Origin of the sequence: Streptomyces sp. NA04227 (genome assembly GCF_013364195.1) — a bacterium.
Taxonomy (GTDB): domain Bacteria; phylum Actinomycetota; class Actinomycetes; order Streptomycetales; family Streptomycetaceae; genus Streptomyces.
Genome location: NZ_CP054918.1, coordinates 925,608 through 940,486, shown reverse-complemented (window position 1 = coordinate 940,486; position 14,879 = coordinate 925,608). Strand labels below are relative to the sequence as shown.

Annotated in this window: 14 protein-coding genes; 13 read left to right on the top strand and 1 reads right to left on the bottom strand. The window is 70.4% G+C overall.

From position 1 onward, the window contains the following. Window positions 1-36: 36 nt before the first annotated feature. Complete coding sequence (gene prcA / locus HUT18_RS03785; protein WP_176097817.1) at window positions 37-828, top strand: proteasome subunit alpha; 792 nt, start codon at window positions 37-39, stop codon at window positions 826-828. Between the two features lie 159 nt (window positions 829-987). Here the strand turns inward: prcA and HUT18_RS03780 are convergent, their stop codons facing one another. Then, complete coding sequence (locus HUT18_RS03780; RefSeq protein ID WP_254878928.1) at window positions 988-2,070, bottom strand: LacI family DNA-binding transcriptional regulator; 1,083 nt, start codon at window positions 2,068-2,070, stop codon at window positions 988-990. A gap of 253 nt (window positions 2,071-2,323) precedes the next feature. Between HUT18_RS03780 and HUT18_RS03775 the strand changes: the two genes are divergently transcribed. The 12 genes from HUT18_RS03775 (at window position 2,324) to HUT18_RS03720 (ending at window position 14,828) form a co-directional block, all read left to right on the top strand. Continuing rightward, window positions 2,324-3,583, top strand: a complete 1,260-nt coding sequence (locus HUT18_RS03775) for an MFS transporter (protein ID WP_176097814.1) — start codon at window positions 2,324-2,326, stop codon at window positions 3,581-3,583. Between the two features lie 9 nt (window positions 3,584-3,592). Beyond that, window positions 3,593-4,954 (top strand): Pup--protein ligase, encoded by a 1,362-nt coding sequence (gene pafA / locus HUT18_RS03770; RefSeq protein ID WP_176097812.1) that lies wholly within the window; start codon window positions 3,593-3,595, stop codon window positions 4,952-4,954. 217 nt (window positions 4,955-5,171) lie between these two features. Next, window positions 5,172-6,167 (top strand): FKBP-type peptidyl-prolyl cis-trans isomerase, encoded by a 996-nt coding sequence (locus tag HUT18_RS03765; protein WP_176097810.1) that lies wholly within the window; start codon window positions 5,172-5,174, stop codon window positions 6,165-6,167. Window positions 6,168-6,222: 55 nt separating this feature from the next. After that, window positions 6,223-6,594 (top strand): FKBP-type peptidyl-prolyl cis-trans isomerase, encoded by a 372-nt coding sequence (locus HUT18_RS03760; protein WP_176097808.1) that lies wholly within the window; start codon window positions 6,223-6,225, stop codon window positions 6,592-6,594. Between the two features lie 135 nt (window positions 6,595-6,729). Beyond that, window positions 6,730-7,704, top strand: coding sequence for a YafY family protein (locus HUT18_RS03755; protein WP_176097806.1), 975 nt, complete (start codon window positions 6,730-6,732; stop codon window positions 7,702-7,704). 13 nt (window positions 7,705-7,717) lie between these two features. Then, a complete protein-coding gene (locus HUT18_RS03750; protein WP_176097805.1) occupies window positions 7,718-8,719 on the top strand; it encodes a YafY family protein in 1,002 nt (333 codons plus the stop codon). Window positions 8,720-8,829: 110 nt separating this feature from the next. Further along, complete coding sequence (locus HUT18_RS03745) at window positions 8,830-9,054, top strand: hypothetical protein (RefSeq protein ID WP_176097803.1); 225 nt, start codon at window positions 8,830-8,832, stop codon at window positions 9,052-9,054. Window positions 9,055-9,073: 19 nt separating this feature from the next. Then, window positions 9,074-9,271 (top strand): hypothetical protein, encoded by a 198-nt coding sequence (locus HUT18_RS03740; protein ID WP_176104271.1) that lies wholly within the window; start codon window positions 9,074-9,076, stop codon window positions 9,269-9,271. A gap of 258 nt (window positions 9,272-9,529) precedes the next feature. Further along, the gene (gene tatA / locus HUT18_RS03735; protein ID WP_176097801.1) at window positions 9,530-9,811 is read left to right on the top strand and encodes a Sec-independent protein translocase subunit TatA; all 282 of its coding nucleotides are present in this window, start codon (window positions 9,530-9,532) and stop codon (window positions 9,809-9,811) included. A 92-nt stretch (window positions 9,812-9,903) separates the two neighbouring features. Beyond that, window positions 9,904-10,806, top strand: a complete 903-nt coding sequence (tatC, locus tag HUT18_RS03730) for a twin-arginine translocase subunit TatC (RefSeq protein WP_176104270.1) — start codon at window positions 9,904-9,906, stop codon at window positions 10,804-10,806. A 222-nt stretch (window positions 10,807-11,028) separates the two neighbouring features. Beyond that, on the top strand, window positions 11,029-11,922 hold the full coding sequence (locus tag HUT18_RS03725) for a diacylglycerol kinase (RefSeq protein WP_176097799.1): 894 nt from the start codon (window positions 11,029-11,031) through the stop codon (window positions 11,920-11,922). 104 nt (window positions 11,923-12,026) lie between these two features. Then, the gene (locus tag HUT18_RS03720) at window positions 12,027-14,828 is read left to right on the top strand and encodes an RNA helicase (protein ID WP_176097797.1); all 2,802 of its coding nucleotides are present in this window, start codon (window positions 12,027-12,029) and stop codon (window positions 14,826-14,828) included. The last annotated feature ends 51 nt before the right edge of the window (window positions 14,829-14,879 follow it).

Genomic DNA, 14,879 nt, shown 5'->3' with positions numbered 1-14,879 from the left:
GCAGAAGCTCCACCGACAGAAAGGGACGGGCAGCCGGTGTCGACACCGTTCTATGTCTCCCCCCAGCAGGCCATGGCCGACCGGGCGGAGTACGCCCGCAAGGGCATCGCACGCGGTCGCAGCCTGGTCGTGCTGCAGTACGCCGACGGGATCGTCTTCGTCGGTGAGAACCCGTCCCGTGCCCTGCACAAGTTCAGTGAGATCTACGACCGGATCGGCTTCGCCGCCGCCGGTAAGTACAACGAGTACGAGAACCTGCGGATCGGCGGTGTGCGCTACGCGGATCTGCGGGGCTACACCTACGACCGTGACGATGTGACGGCGCGTGGTCTGGCGAACGTCTACGCGCAGACGCTGGGCACCATCTTCTCCAGTGCGGCGGAGAAGCCGTACGAGGTGGAGCTGGTGGTCGCGGAGGTGGGCGAGAGCCCCGAGGGCGACCAGATCTACCGGCTTCCGCACGATGGCTCGATCGTCGACGAGCACGGCTCGGTGGCGGTCGGTGGCAACTCCGAGCAGATCAGCGGGTACCTGGATCAGCAGCACCGCGAGGGGATGACCCTGGCGGAGGCGCTGCGGCTCGCGGTGCAGGCGCTCTCGCGGGACACCAATGGCGGTGAGCGGGAGATCCCCGCGGAGCGTCTTGAGGTCGCGGTGCTCGACCGTACGCGGCCGCAGCAGCGGAAGTTCAAGCGGATCGTGGGCAACCAGCTTTCCCGGCTGCTCGCGGGCGAGGCGGCCGGGGAGTCGTCGGAGGAGACGGCCGCGGGCGAGGGCGACGACGGCGCGGGCGACTCGGGCGAGAGCGGCTCCGAGTCCGCGGAGTAATGCGGTAGCGGCCGAGCCGGTAAGTCCCGGTGGTTCGGCGATGGTTGTAGCGATGCCCCGGCCGGTGGTGGCCGGGGCATCGTCGTGTCCCGGGCTCGGTGCCCGGTGGCGTCCCCGCCCGTAAGTTGCGAAGGCCGAGGCGATCGGCGTCAGGCCGTGTCAGTCCGCGCGGACGGCGGCCGGGCCCGTTGAGCCGCGGACGATCAGCCGGACCGGCAGGGGCGCGGGGGCGGGGGAGCGTCCGTCGAGTACGGCGAGCAGGGTGCGCATGCCCGCCGCGCCGAAGTCCTCGGCGGGCAGGCGGACGGTGGTGAGTTCGGGCTCGACGGCGGTGGCCAGTGTCAGGTCGTCGAAGCCGGTGACGGAGAGGTCCTCGGGTACGCGCAGACCGAGGCGGCGGGCGGCCTTGCAGGCTCCGGCGGCCATGATGTCGTCGTCGCAGACCAGGGCGGTGGGGCGGGGGCCGGAGGCGAGCGCGGACTGTGCGGCGACGTGCGCGTCCCGTACGGAGAGTGCGGTGCGGACGGTGCGCAGCCGGGCTCCGGCCGGGCGCAGGTACGTGGCGAGGGCTTCGGCGCGTACGGCGAAGGTCCAGGAGTCGACGTCCGCGGCCAGGTGCAGGAAGTCGCGGTGGCCGAGGCCGAGCAGATGTTCCGTCAACTGCCGTACGCCGTCGGCGAGATCGAGGTTGACGGTGGCGGCGCCGCGGGCGGTACCTGCCTCGTGGGTGGCCGTCGGGCCGGTCTGGTCGGGGCCACCGGCCCGATCGCTCGCGGAGCCCCCCGTACTCGCGGCGGGCTCGGCGCTCTCCGCGGCGTCTCCGGGGTCGCTGTCGAGCATGACGAGGGGCAGTTCGTCGCCGCGGATGGCGGCGAGGGCCTCGGCGGCCATGGAGGAGGCGATGACGCCGTCGAGGGAGGCGCGCGCGGAGTCGAAGGGGTCCCGTGCGGGGCCGATGCCGCCGGAGGGGTAGAGGACGACGCCGGTTCCGTGCTCGGCGGCCACGGCGGCGGCGCCCGAGTGGAGCCGTGCGAAGAACTCGTTGGTGAGGGCGGGGACCACGAGGAGCACGGTGCGGGTGCGGCCGAGCCGGAGGTTGCGGGCGGCGAGGTTGGGGCGGTAGCCGAGTTCGCGTACGGCGGTGCGTACGCGCTCGGCGGTGGCCTCGGAGACGCGGCCCCGCCACTTGTCGCCGAGCACCAGCGAGACCGCGGCCTGCGAGACGCCGGCCTCCCGTGCCACGTCGCGGCTGGTGGGGCGGGCGGGACGGTCGGCGGGTGTGGCGCGCTTGGTGGCCCTGCCCCCGGTCGTCGCCCTGCCCCCGGCGTCTTCCGCCTTGGTCACGTGACGCCTCCGTGCTGAGGTGGGGCCGGATTCCGGGTGGACTGCTCTGTTGGGCTCATGGTACTTATGAGAAACGAGGTTATACGTATTACTGATCACTCCCGACGGCGGTGCCCGGCGGTGTGAGACGGCGGGCGCGGAGAGGCTGGCGATGGCGGCGGGGTACCTGGAGATCCTCAGGGCGCGGCATGCCGCCCGGCTCCTGGCGGGAACGCTGGTCGGGCGGCTGCCCAACGCGACCGCGGCCCTCGCGATCGTGCTGTTCGTGCGTGCCGAGGGCGGCAGTTACAGCCTGGCCGGGGCGCTGGCCGCGGTGTACGGCGTCGCGAACGCCGTCGGACAGCCGGTGCTCGGCAGGCTGGTCGACCTGCACGGGCAGCCCCGGGTGCAGTTGTCCGCGGCCTTCGCCTCCGCCCTCGCCATGGTCGCCTTCGCCTTCACCGGCCCCTCGATGCCGGCCGGGGCGTATCCGGCGGTGGCCCTCGCGGGCCTGTTCACGCCGCCTCTGGAAGGCGGCCTGCGGGCGCTGTGGTCCGATGTGCTCGACCGTGAGGAACAGGTGCACACGGCCTATGCGATGGATGCCGTCGCCCAGGAAGTGATGTTCACCGTCGGGCCGTTGCTGGTCACGTTGTTCGCCGCGGTGTGGTCGGCGCAGTACGCCCTGGTGCTGTTGAGCGTCATCGGTGTGCTCGGCGCGCTCTGGGTCGTCACCTCGAAGCCCTCCCGGAGCTGGCGCTCCGCGCCGCGCGAGGCGCACTGGCTGGGCGCGCTGCGCTCTCCCGGCCTGATCGCCCTGCTCGGCGCACTGTTGTTCGTGGGCATGGCGCTCGGCTCGATCGCGGTGGCCGGGGTCGCCTACGCCGACGACAACGGGGGCGACGCGGTGTACGGCTGGCTCATGGCGGGCATCGGCCTGGGCGCGCTGATCGGCGGTTCGGTGTACGGGGCCCGGCAGTGGAGCGGGCCGCCGCACCGCCGTCTGGCCGTCCTGGTCGCCCTGCTCGCGCTCTGCTACGTCCCGCTCGTACTGACACCCGGGGCGGTGGCGATGACGCTGCTCTCGGTCCTGGCCGGAGTCTTCCTCGCGCCGTGCATCGCCTGTGCCTTCGTGCTGGTGGACCGCCACGCGCCGCGCGGGACGGTCACCGAGGCGTTCTCGTGGCTGGTGACGACGTTCACGGTGGGCACCTCGGTGGGTACGGCGGCGGCCGGGCCGGTGGTCGAATGGAGCGGTGTGCGCGGGGGTTTCACGGTTCCGGCGGTGGTGGGAGCCCTTGCCCTGCTTGTCGTACTGGCGACTTCGCGGGTGCTCTCGACGTCCGCGCCGACGGCACTTGTCGCACGCGGTTCGGAAAATGATCGAAACGGTGCCGTCGAACCCGGTTTCAGTACACGCCATCAGGCGTAATGTTCAGTCATGGACCGCCGCATTTTCGGGCTGGAGAACGAGTACGGCGTCACATGTACGTTCAGGGGACAGCGCCGCCTGTCTCCTGACGAGGTGGCGCGGTACCTCTTCCGCCGTGTCGTGTCATGGGGCCGCAGCAGCAATGTGTTTCTGCGCAACGGCGCCCGCCTGTACCTCGATGTGGGTTCGCACCCGGAATACGCAACACCGGAATGCGACAACGTGACGGAACTGGTCACCCACGACAAGGCAGGCGAGCGCATTCTTGAAGGCCTGCTCGTCGATGCCGAACGCCGCCTGCACGAGGAGGGAATCGCGGGCGACGTCTATCTCTTCAAGAACAACACCGATTCGGCGGGAAACTCCTACGGCTGCCACGAGAACTATCTCGTCGCGCGGCACGGTGAGTTCTCGCGGCTCGCGGACATCCTCATTCCCTTCCTTGTCACCCGTCAGCTCATCTGCGGCGCGGGCAAGGTATTGCAGACGCCGCGGGGCGCGGTCTACTGCGTGAGCCAGCGGGCCGAACACATCTGGGAGGGCGTCAGCTCCGCGACCACGCGCTCCCGTCCGATCATCAACACCCGCGACGAGCCGCACGCCGACGCCGAGCGCTACCGCAGGCTCCACGTCATCGTGGGCGACTCCAACATGTCCGAGACGACCATGCTGCTCAAGGTCGGCGCCACCGACCTCGTGCTGCGCATGATCGAGGCGGGCACCGTCATGCGCGACCTCACCCTGGAGAACCCGATCCGGGCCATCCGCGAGGTCAGCCACGACATCACCGGGCGCCGCAAGGTCCGTCTGGCCAGTGGCCGCGAGGCCTCCGCCCTGGAGATACAGCGCGAGTACTTCGAGAAGGCCGCCGACTTCTGCGACCGGCGCGGGATCCGTACCGGTCTGGTGGCGCAGGTTCTCGAACTGTGGGAGCGCTCCCTCGACGCGATCGAGCAGGAGGACCTCGACCGCATCGACACCGAGATCGACTGGGTCATGAAGTACAAGCTCATCGAGCGGTACCGGGCCAAGCACAACATGACCATGTCGCATCCGCGGATCGCGCAGATAGACCTCGCCTACCACGACATCCACCGTCGTCGTGGTCTCTACTACCTGCTGGAGAAGAAGGGTCAGGCCGCGCGTATCTGCAGTGACCTGAAGATCTTCGAAGGCAAGTCGGTGCCCCCGCAGACCACGCGGGCCCGGCTGCGCGGCGACTTCATCCGCCGTGCCCAGGAGCAGCGCAGGGACTTCACGGTCGACTGGGTGCACCTCAAGCTCAACGACCAGGCGCAGCGCACCGTGCTGTGCAAGGACCCGTTCCGTTCCGTGGACGACAGGGTCGAAAAACTGATCGCCGGTATGTGAGTTCACTCCATCCGGTGACCGACGGCCGGGAACGCTTCGCGAGGCGTCGTACGTTGTGTGCGTACGACGCCTCGCGTCGCCTCTGTCGTGCCCAACCCCGCGGCCCGGCCCCCTCCGGGCCGGAAACCTTTGTGGTCCCAAGGGTCCGGGAAGCCGGTTTCGTCAGTAAGGTGGCGCGCACGCCAACCACAAGATCGATCGATACGAGGCCCCCACCGTGCGCCGACGCTCACTTCTCCTTGCCGTACCGGCCGGACTGATCACGCTCGCCGGCTGCGGCGACGAAGACTCCGACAAGGGCAAGTCCAGCAGCAGTTCGTCCCCCTCGGCATCGGCGGCGCCGTCGGCGAAGATCGTCGACGGCCCCGTGCCCGACATCACCAAGGGCACGAAGTTCGGCGAGAAGCCGACCGTCGCCAAGGGGCCCGGCAAGCCGTCGTCCGACCTGGCGGTCAAGACGCTGATCGAGGGCAAGGGCGGCAAGGTCGCCAAGGGCGACTACCTCCAGGCCGACTACCTCGGCCAGATCTGGGACACCGCCAAGGTCTTCGACAACTCCTACGACCGCGGTGCCCCCGCCATCTTCCCGATCGGCGTCGGACAGGTCATCCCGGGCTGGGACCAGGCCCTGGTCGGCAAGAAGATCGGCAGCCGCGTCGAGCTGGCCATCCCGCCGGAGCTCGGTTACGGCAAGCAGGGCAACCCGAAGGCCGGTATCAAGGGCGACAGCACCCTGGTCTTCGTCGTCGACGTCGTCGACACCTTCAACGCGAAGAGCTCCGCCAAGGGCAAGACGGTCTCCCAGGACAACATCGACCTGCCCAAGGTCGGCACCAACACCGACGGCAAGGCGCCCTCGATCGAGATCCCCAAGGGGAAGAAGGCGCCCAAGGGCCTCGTCTCCGAGTACGTCCTCGAGGGCGACGGCGAGGAGGTCAAGGCCACCGACACCGTGCTCGTCCAGTACAAGGGCGTGCTCTGGGAGAACGGCAAGGAGTTTGACTCCTCGTACAAGCGCCAGGAGCTCACCCAGTTCGGTCTCCAGCAGGTCGTCAAGGGCTGGGCGCAGGGGCTCACCGGCAAGAAGGTCGGCAGCCGCGTGCTCATCTCCATTCCGCCGAAGCTGGGTTACGGCGACAAGCCCCAGCCGGGCTCGCCGATCAAGAAGGACTCCACGATGGTCTTCAGCGTGGACATCCTCGCCAAGATGTGACGCGCGGGATGCGAGACTGTCCCGGTTGCCATCCGTACCAACAGGAGCAAGTGACGTGAGCATCGACAAGCCCGAGATCGACTTCCCGGGCGGCGAACCGCCGGCCGACCTGGAGATCAAGGACATCTGGGTCGGCGACGGCCCTGAGGCCAAGGCGGGCGACACCGTCTCCGTCCACTACGTGGGCGTGGCCTTCTCCACCGGCGAGGAGTTCGACGCCAGCTGGAACCGCGGTGCGCCGCTGAAGTTCGAGCTCGGCGCCGGCCGGGTCATCGCGGGCTGGGACCGCGGTGTGCAGGGCATGAAGGTCGGCGGACGCCGCCAGCTGATCATCCCCGCCCACCTCGCCTACGGGGACCAGGGCGCCGGTGGCCGGATCAAGCCCGGCGAGACGCTGATCTTCGTCTGCGACCTGATCTCCGTCTGACCGGGACCGGAACTGATCGCGAACGTCGCGGGGCCCGCGCTGTCAAGGCGCGGGCCCTCGGCTTTTGACGTTTCACGCCGTGACGGTACGGTCAACGCCGGAGGAAGCCCGAAGGACCTTGAGGGAAGGGCGTAGATGGCCATTGCCAAGGCCGAGCGGCTCATGAATCTCGCACTGTGTCTTCTCGGGACGCGGCGGCCGCTGAGCAAGCGCGAACTGCGGGACTCGATCGAGGCGTACGTGGAGGCCTTCGGGAAGAGCGGCTCCGGGTCGGAGGAATCCTTCAGCCGGATGTTCGAGCGCGACAAGGACGATCTGCGCGAACTCGGCCTGGTCATCGAGACGGTGGAGAACCTCGACGGTGACGTCGGCTACCTGGCCCGCCGCGACAGCAACCGCCTGCCGCCGGTCGTCTTCGACCCGGAGGAGGCCGCCGCCCTGGGGCTCGCCGCCAAGGTCTGGCAGCAGGCGCGGCTGGCCGGCGCCGCCAGCGGCGCGCTGCAGAAGCTGCGCGCCGCCGGGCTGCCCGAAGAGGTCGACCCCTACGAGTCGCACGGCGCCCTGGAACCCCGGATCCCGGTCCACGAGGCCGCGTTCGAGCCCTTGATGCTGGCCTGCCGGGACCGCCGCCCGGTCAGCTTCGACTACCGCAAGTCCAACGCGGTGCGCCCCGAGCCGCGCCAGGTCGAGCCGTGGGCCCTGGAGTGCTGGCGCGGCCACTGGTACCTCGCGGGCTTCGACCGGGACCGCGGCGCCGAGCGTGTGTTCCGGCTCTCCCGTATCACCGGCAAGGTGCGCAGCCGTGCGGGCAGGTTCACCGCGCCGGTGCCCGATGTGGTCAACGTCCGCGAGACGGTGGCCGCGTGGGCGGGCGAGGGCGGCGGCGAACGCACCGCCCGGATCCGGCTGCGCGCCAACTCCGGTTACCCGCTGCGCGCGAGCGCCTCCTCGGTACGCGAACTCGGCGACGGATGGGACGAGTTGGAGATCCACTACGGGCACGGTCTGGACGCCTGGCTGGTCGAGTTCGGCCCCGATGTGGTCGTACTGGAACCCGCCGAGCTGCGGGCCGACGTGGTGGACCGGCTGCGCGCCGTGGCCAAGGGCTGAGGGGACGTACCGCATGACCGCCAAGACCCCGCGTATCGCCCGCCCGGCGAACGCCATCGACCAGACCCGCCGGATGCTCTCCCTGGTGACCTATCTGCGTGAGCGGCCCGGAGCGCGCGTGGCCGACGTCGCGCGGGCCTTCGGGATGAGCGAGGACGAGCTGATCGGCGACCTGGACGTACTGCCGCTGTGCGGCACCAGCTTCCGCGGCGGCGATCTGCTCGACATCGACACCGACGGCGAACACATCTGGTGGCACAACGCCGACGACGTGGCCGAGCCGCTGCGGCTGGCCGCCGACGAGGCGACCGCGCTGCTCGTGGCGGCGCGTGCGGTGGCGACCCTGCCGGGCCTGCGGGAGAGCGACCGGCAGGCGCTGCTGCGGGCCACCGCCAAGCTGGAGGCCGCGGCGGGCGAGGCGGCCGGGGCCAGTTCGCGGCTCTCGGTCACCTTCGAGTCCGAGGGTGGCGTCTTCGCCGACGTCGACCGGGCCATCTCCGAGCGGCGCAGGCTGTGGATCCGCTACTACTCGCCCGCCCGCGACGAGCTCTCCGAGCGCGAGATCGACCCGATCCGGCTGGTCAGCGTCGGCCACACCTACGTCGAGGCCTGGTGCCGGCGTTCCGAGGCGCGGCGGACCTTCCGGCTGGACCGGGTCGCCGAGATCAGGATCCTCGACGAACCGTCCGAGCCCCCCGAGGTCGAACTCCGCGATCTGTCCGAGGCGTTGGTGCAGCCCGCCGCCGAGGACCCGGAAGTGGTCGTCGAGGTGGGGCCCGGCGGTCGCTGGGTCGCCGAGTACTATCCGCACGACCGGGCCGAGGAACTACCGGACGGCGGACTGCGCATCAGCCTGCGCACGCCGGACCCGGCCTCGCTGCGCAGGCTCGCCCTGCGCCTCGGCCGGGAGGGCAGGATCGTGGCACCGCGGGACCTCGCAGACAGCGCGCGCGAGGCGGCCCGCGCCGCACTGGCCGCCTACGACGGCCCGGACGCGATCGAGGGGGCGCGGTGAGCCCGACCGGAACGCCTTTCCCGTACGAGACCCGGCAGGAGGCCGAGGTATCCGTGAACTCGCCGGAGCAGCAAGGGACTCAGGGAACCCAGGGGACTCAGAGTGTGCGTATGCCGGTGCGCTATCGCGCGGCCTGCCCGGACTGCCGGGCGAGCTTCGAACTCACCCCCGGCGCCCTGAGGCTGGCGATCGGCGCGTCCCGGCGCACCACCTTCTACTCCTTCACCTGTCCCGAGTGCGGGGCCGCCGTCCGCAAGCCCGCGGGGGAGCGCATCGTCGAGCTCCTCAGCGGCGGCGGAGTGAGCACCCTGCGCCTGCATCCCACCACCTCGTAGGGGCTTGACCATGTTCACGATGGGCTGGGCCATGCTCGCGGTCGGACTCGGCTTCGCCGGGATCGCCGTCCTCGGTGTGCTCGCGGTCAGGGTCTTCGTCGAGGCGGAACGGCTCGGCCGTCAGGTGACGCGGGCCACGGAGCGGATCGGGCAGGCGTCGGAGGAACTGGAACGGGCGGCCACCACCACCGCCCGGGCCCACGGCGACCTGCTCTGACGTGCGGCCACGCGCTCATCGCGTCCTTTAAACAATGGTGATGCGATACGTGTGACCTTGTCTGTTGGCTTGTGGCCGTCCTTGGGTACGCTTCTCCGAACGGCCCGGGACTGAGGCACGGGTCGTGACCGGGAGTACGCGCAGGGATTGCCGCCCGTTCACCCCTGAGCGTTACGATCTCCGACAGCACGGTGGCCGGGCACGTCCGGCTGATCGGGCAGCATCCCCGCCCATGCCGCCTCGGTGAGAAGGTAGACAATGTTCCGACAGCTCGGCCCTACCGAGATCATCCTCATTCTTGTGGTGATCGTTCTGCTCTTCGGTGCGAAGAAGCTGCCCGACATGGCCCGTTCGCTGGGCAAGTCGGCCCGCATCCTCAAGAGCGAGGCCAAGGCGATGAAGAGCGAGGGCGGCAACCAGGAGTCCGCGCCCGCCGACCCGCCCAACTCCGAGCAGCAGCAGCGCACCATCCAGGCCGCCCCGGGCGACGTGAGCAGCTCGCGCCCGGTCACGGAGCCCACGGACACCACGAAGCGCTGACGCGGGGCCGGTGAGACCCGGCCCACTGCACGAGATGAGGACGTGGGTTGCTCAAGTCTGCCCGCAAGAAGGAGAAGGATCCCGAGGGGCGGATGTCCCTCGCGGAACACCTTCGTGAGCTTCGCAACCGGCTCGCCAAGGCGGCTCTCGCCATCGCCGTCGTCTCCGGTGTCGCGGCGTTCTACAGCGAGGACCTGATGCGGTTCCTCGCCGATCCGGTCCCCCGCTGCGAGGAGGGGCTGGGCGAGAACACCGGCGGTGCCTGTGCGGTCGTCGCGTACACGGACCTGCTGTCGCCGTTCACGACGACCGTCAAGGTGAGCCTCATGGCGGGCATCGTCCTCTCCAGCCCCGTCTGGCTCTACCAGCTCTGGGCCTTCGTGGCGCCCGGACTGCACCGGCACGAGCGCAAGTACACCTACGCGTTCGTCGCGGCGGCTGTACCGCTGTTCCTCGGCGGTGCCTGGCTCGCCTACACGGTGATGCCGGTGAGCATGCGTGTGCTGCTCGGCATCACCCCGGACGGCTCGGCGAACATCCTGCCGATGGACAAGATCCTGGACTTCAGCGTCCGGATGGTGCTCATCTTCGGCGGGGCCTTCGAGCTGCCACTGCTGCTGATCATGCTCAACATGACCGGCATGGCCACGGGGCGCCGGATGCTCGGCTGGTGGCGCGGCGTGATCATGGGCGTCTTCATCTTCGGGGCGCTGGCCACCCCGACCACGGACCCCGTGGGCATGATCGCGCTCTCCGCGCCGATCGTGGTGCTCTACTTCATGGCCGTCGGCTTCGCGATGCTCAACGACCGGCGCCGCCGTCGCAACAACCCCGACGCCGACCTCGACGACGACGAGGCGTCCGAGCTCGACCTCACCCCGGAGAGCGTCGGCGACGTGGAGCGGGTCACGGCCAGCGGTTCCCTTCCCGAGCAGGCCAGTACGGGCACCGAACGGGACCGGGACCGGGTCAACGGCTACGACGACGTGACATGACACGGCATGACACAACGTGACATGAGCTGAGTACGAGCGGCGGGCAGCGGCCCGCGAGCGTCGAACCGAGCGGGGCCGGACACACGTCCGGCCCCGCTCGGCGTCGGCGGCCGCCGCACGGGTGCCCTGCCGGTGTCGTTTCGGCCGGGAAGCGGCGAGCGGCACGGACGAACTTCTGCCGAAGGGGCGACGTCCCACACGGAAACTTGTACAGTCCCGCGCGTGACGAGCGAGATCACCCTCTTCGTGAATCCGGCCGCCGGCGGCGGACGCGGCAGGCGTGCCGCGGAACCCGTCGCCGAGGAGCTGCGCCGGGCGGGCTTCACCGTGCGCGGTGTGCGCGGGACCGACGCCGAGGACGCCCGGCGATGTGTGCGGCAGGCGGTGGCCGAAGGCACCGACGCGCTGTTCGCCGTCGGCGGGGACGGGCTCGTGCACATGGCGCTGCAGGCGGTCGCCGGGACCGGGGTGCCGCTCGGCGTGATCGCCGTGGGCACCGGCAACGACTTCGCCCGGAGCCTGGGCCTGCCGGTGCGCGACCCCGCCGCGGCGGCCCGGCTCGCGGCCACGGCGCTCGCTCAGAACCGGGCCGGCGAGATCGCACTCGGCCGTGCCGCCGGCACCTGGTTCGGCACGGTGCTCGCCTCCGGCTTCGACTCCCGGGTCAACGACCGCGGCAACCGCATCCGGCTGCCGCTCGGCCGGTTCAAGTACGACGTCGCCACGGTCGCCGAACTGGCGGCCTTCAGACCGATCCCGTACCGGCTCACCCTCGACGGGGGCGAGCCGCAGGACATCGAGGCCACCCTGGTCGCGGTCGGCAACGGGCCCTCGTACGGCGGCGGGATGCGGATCTGCGCCGGGGCGGACCCGCGCGAGGGGATGTTCTCGGTGACCGTGGTCGGCCGGGCCACCCGGCGGGATCTGCTCAAGGTCTTTCCGCGGGTCTACAAGGGGACGCACCTGGAGCACCCGGCGGTCACCGTGCACCGGGCCGCGCGTATCGAACTGGCCGCCCCCGGGGTCACCGCCTACGCGGACGGCGAACCGCTCGCCGCGCTGCCGCTCGCCGTCGAATGCCGTGCGGGCGCGCTGCGTGTACTCGGAGTGAGCTGACACTTCCCCGGAGTTGGGGTCCCCCGGGCCGTGCGCGGACCCGGTCCGGGGATCCGAACAAAGATCGTGCGCTGTCAGAGGCGCCCGGTAGTCTCGAAAGCACGATGACAGAGGACCTCTCACCGGCCGAGCGGTATGCGGCGGCCCGCAGGCGCGCCGCGGAACAGGCGACCGCACTCGCCTCCTTCCGCGAGATGTACGACTTCGGTCTCGATCCGTTCCAGATCGAGGCCTGTCAGGCTCTCGAGGAGGGCAAGGGGGTGCTGGTCGCCGCGCCCACCGGCTCCGGCAAGACGATCGTCGGCGAATTCGCCGTGCACCTGGCTCTCGGCCAGGGCAAGAAGTGTTTCTACACCACGCCCATCAAGGCACTGTCCAACCAGAAGTACGCCGATCTCGCGGCCCGTTACGGCGCCGACAAGGTCGGTCTGCTGACCGGCGACAACAGCGTCAACTCGGACGCGCCGGTGGTCGTGATGACCACCGAGGTGCTGCGCAACATGCTGTACGCGGGCTCGCAGGCCCTGCTCGGCCTCGGCTATGTGGTCATGGACGAGGTGCACTACCTCTCCGACCGCTTCCGCGGCGCCGTCTGGGAGGAAGTGATCATCCACCTCCCGGAGTCGGTGACCCTGGTGTCACTGTCGGCGACCGTCTCCAACGCCGAAGAGTTCGGTGACTGGCTGGACACGGTGCGCGGCGACACCGATGTGATCGTCTCCGAGCACCGTCCCGTGCCGCTGTTCCAGCATGTGCTCGCCGGGCGCCGGATGTACGACCTCTTCGAGGAGGGCGAGGGCCACAAGAAGGCGGTCAACCCCGATCTGACGCGGATGGCGAGGATGGAGGCGAGCCGTCCGACCGGCGGCCGCGACCGCCGCCGCGGGCGCGAGGCCGACCGGGAACGCGAGCGCCGCCAGCGCTCTCGGATCTGGACCCCGGGCCGCCCCGAGGTCATCGAACGCCTCGACGCCGAGGGCCTGTTGCCCGCGATCACCTTCATCTTCAGCCGCGCGGGCTGCGAGTCGGCGGTGCAGCAGTGCCTGTACGCGGGGCTCAGGCTCAACGACGAGGAGTCCCGCGGCGCCGTCCGCGAGATCGTCGAGAAGCGCACCGAGTCGATCCCGCGCGAGGACCTGCACGTTCTTGGCTACTACGAGTGGCTGGAAGGCCTGGAGCGCGGTATCGCCGCGCACCACGCGGGCATGCTGCCGACCTTCAAGGAGGTCGTGGAGGAACTCTTCGTACGCGGTCTGGTGAAGGCCGTGTTCGCCACCGAGACGCTCGCCCTGGGCATCAACATGCCCGCGCGTTCGGTCGTCCTGGAGAAGCTCGTCAAGTGGAACGGCGAGCAGCACGCCGACATCACGCCCGGCGAGTACACCCAGCTGACCGGGCGGGCCGGGCGCCGGGGTATCGACATCGAGGGCCACGCGGTGGTGCTCTGGCAGCGCGCCATGAGCCCCGAGCACCTCGCCGGTCTGGCCGGTACCCGTACGTATCCGCTGCGTTCCAGCTTCCGGCCCTCGTACAACATGGCCGTGAACCTGGTGCAGCAATTCGGGCGGCACCGGTCCAGGGAACTGCTCGAGACCTCCTTCGCGCAGTTCCAGGCCGACCGCGCGGTGGTCGGCATCTCCCGCCAAGTGCAGCGCAACGAAGAGGGACTTGACGGCTACAAGGCCTCGATGACCTGTCACCTCGGCGATTTCGAGGAGTACTCGCGCCTGCGCCGGGACCTCAAGGACCGCGAGAACGAACTGGCCAAGCAGGGCGCGGTGCAGCGGCGTGCCGAGGCGGCCGCGGCCCTGGAGCGGCTCAAGCCCGGCGACGTCATCCACGTGCCCACCGGCAAGTTCGCCGGTCTCGCCCTGGTGCTCGACCCCGGACTGCCCGCGGGCCGGTCCAACGGGCACCGCGGCTTCGACCACCACGACGGCCCGCGCCCCCTGGTGCTCACCGCCGAACGCCAGGTCAAGCGCCTTGCCGCGATGGACTTTCCGGTGCCGGTCGAGGCCCTGGAGCGGATGCGGATCCCCAAGTCCTTCAACGCGCGCAGCCCGCAGTCGCGCCGGGACCTGGCCTCCGCGCTGCGCACCAAGGCCGGGCACATAGCGCCGGAGCGCCACCGCAAGCAGCGCTCCGCCGCCGCCGACGACCGCGAGATCGCCCGGCTGCGTACCGAGATCAGGGCGCACCCCTGCCACGGGTGCAGCGACCGCGAGGACCACGCCCGCTGGGCCGAGCGCTACCACCGGCTGCGGCGCGACACCCACCAGCTGGAGCGGCGCATCGAGGGCCGCACCAACACCATCGCCCGTACCTTCGACCGGATCGTCGCGCTGCTCACCGAGCTCGACTATCTGCGCGGTGACGAGGTCACCGAGCACGGCCGCAGGCTGGCCCGGCTGTACGGCGAACTCGATCTGCTGGCCAGTGAATGCCTGCGGGAACGGGTCTGGGAAGGTCTTGGCCCGGCCGAACTCGCCGCCTGCGTCTCGGCGTTGGTCTACGAGTCGCGGATCGGGGACGACGGGGTCGCGCCCAAGGTGCCCTCCGGGAACGCGAAGGCCGCCCTCGGCGAGATGGTCCGTATCTGGGGACGGCTCGACGCGGTCGAGGAGGACTTCCGGATCAACCAGACCGAGGGTGTCGGCCAGCGCGAGCCCGATCTCGGCTTCGCCTGGGCCGTGTTCATGTGGGCCTCCGGCAAGGGCCTGGACGAGGTGCTGCGCGAGGCGGAGATGCCCGCGGGCGACTTCGTGCGCTGGTGCAAGCAGGTCATCGACGTGCTCGGCCAGATCTCGGCCGCGGCGCCGTCGGGGGACTCGACGGTCGCCAAGAACGCGCGCCGTGCCGTCGACGCCGTCCTGCGCGGGGTGGTGGCCTACTCGTCCGTCGGGTAACACCCGCCCGCAAGCACGCCGTTTCGGTGCGCCGTCCCGTACGAGGGGCGG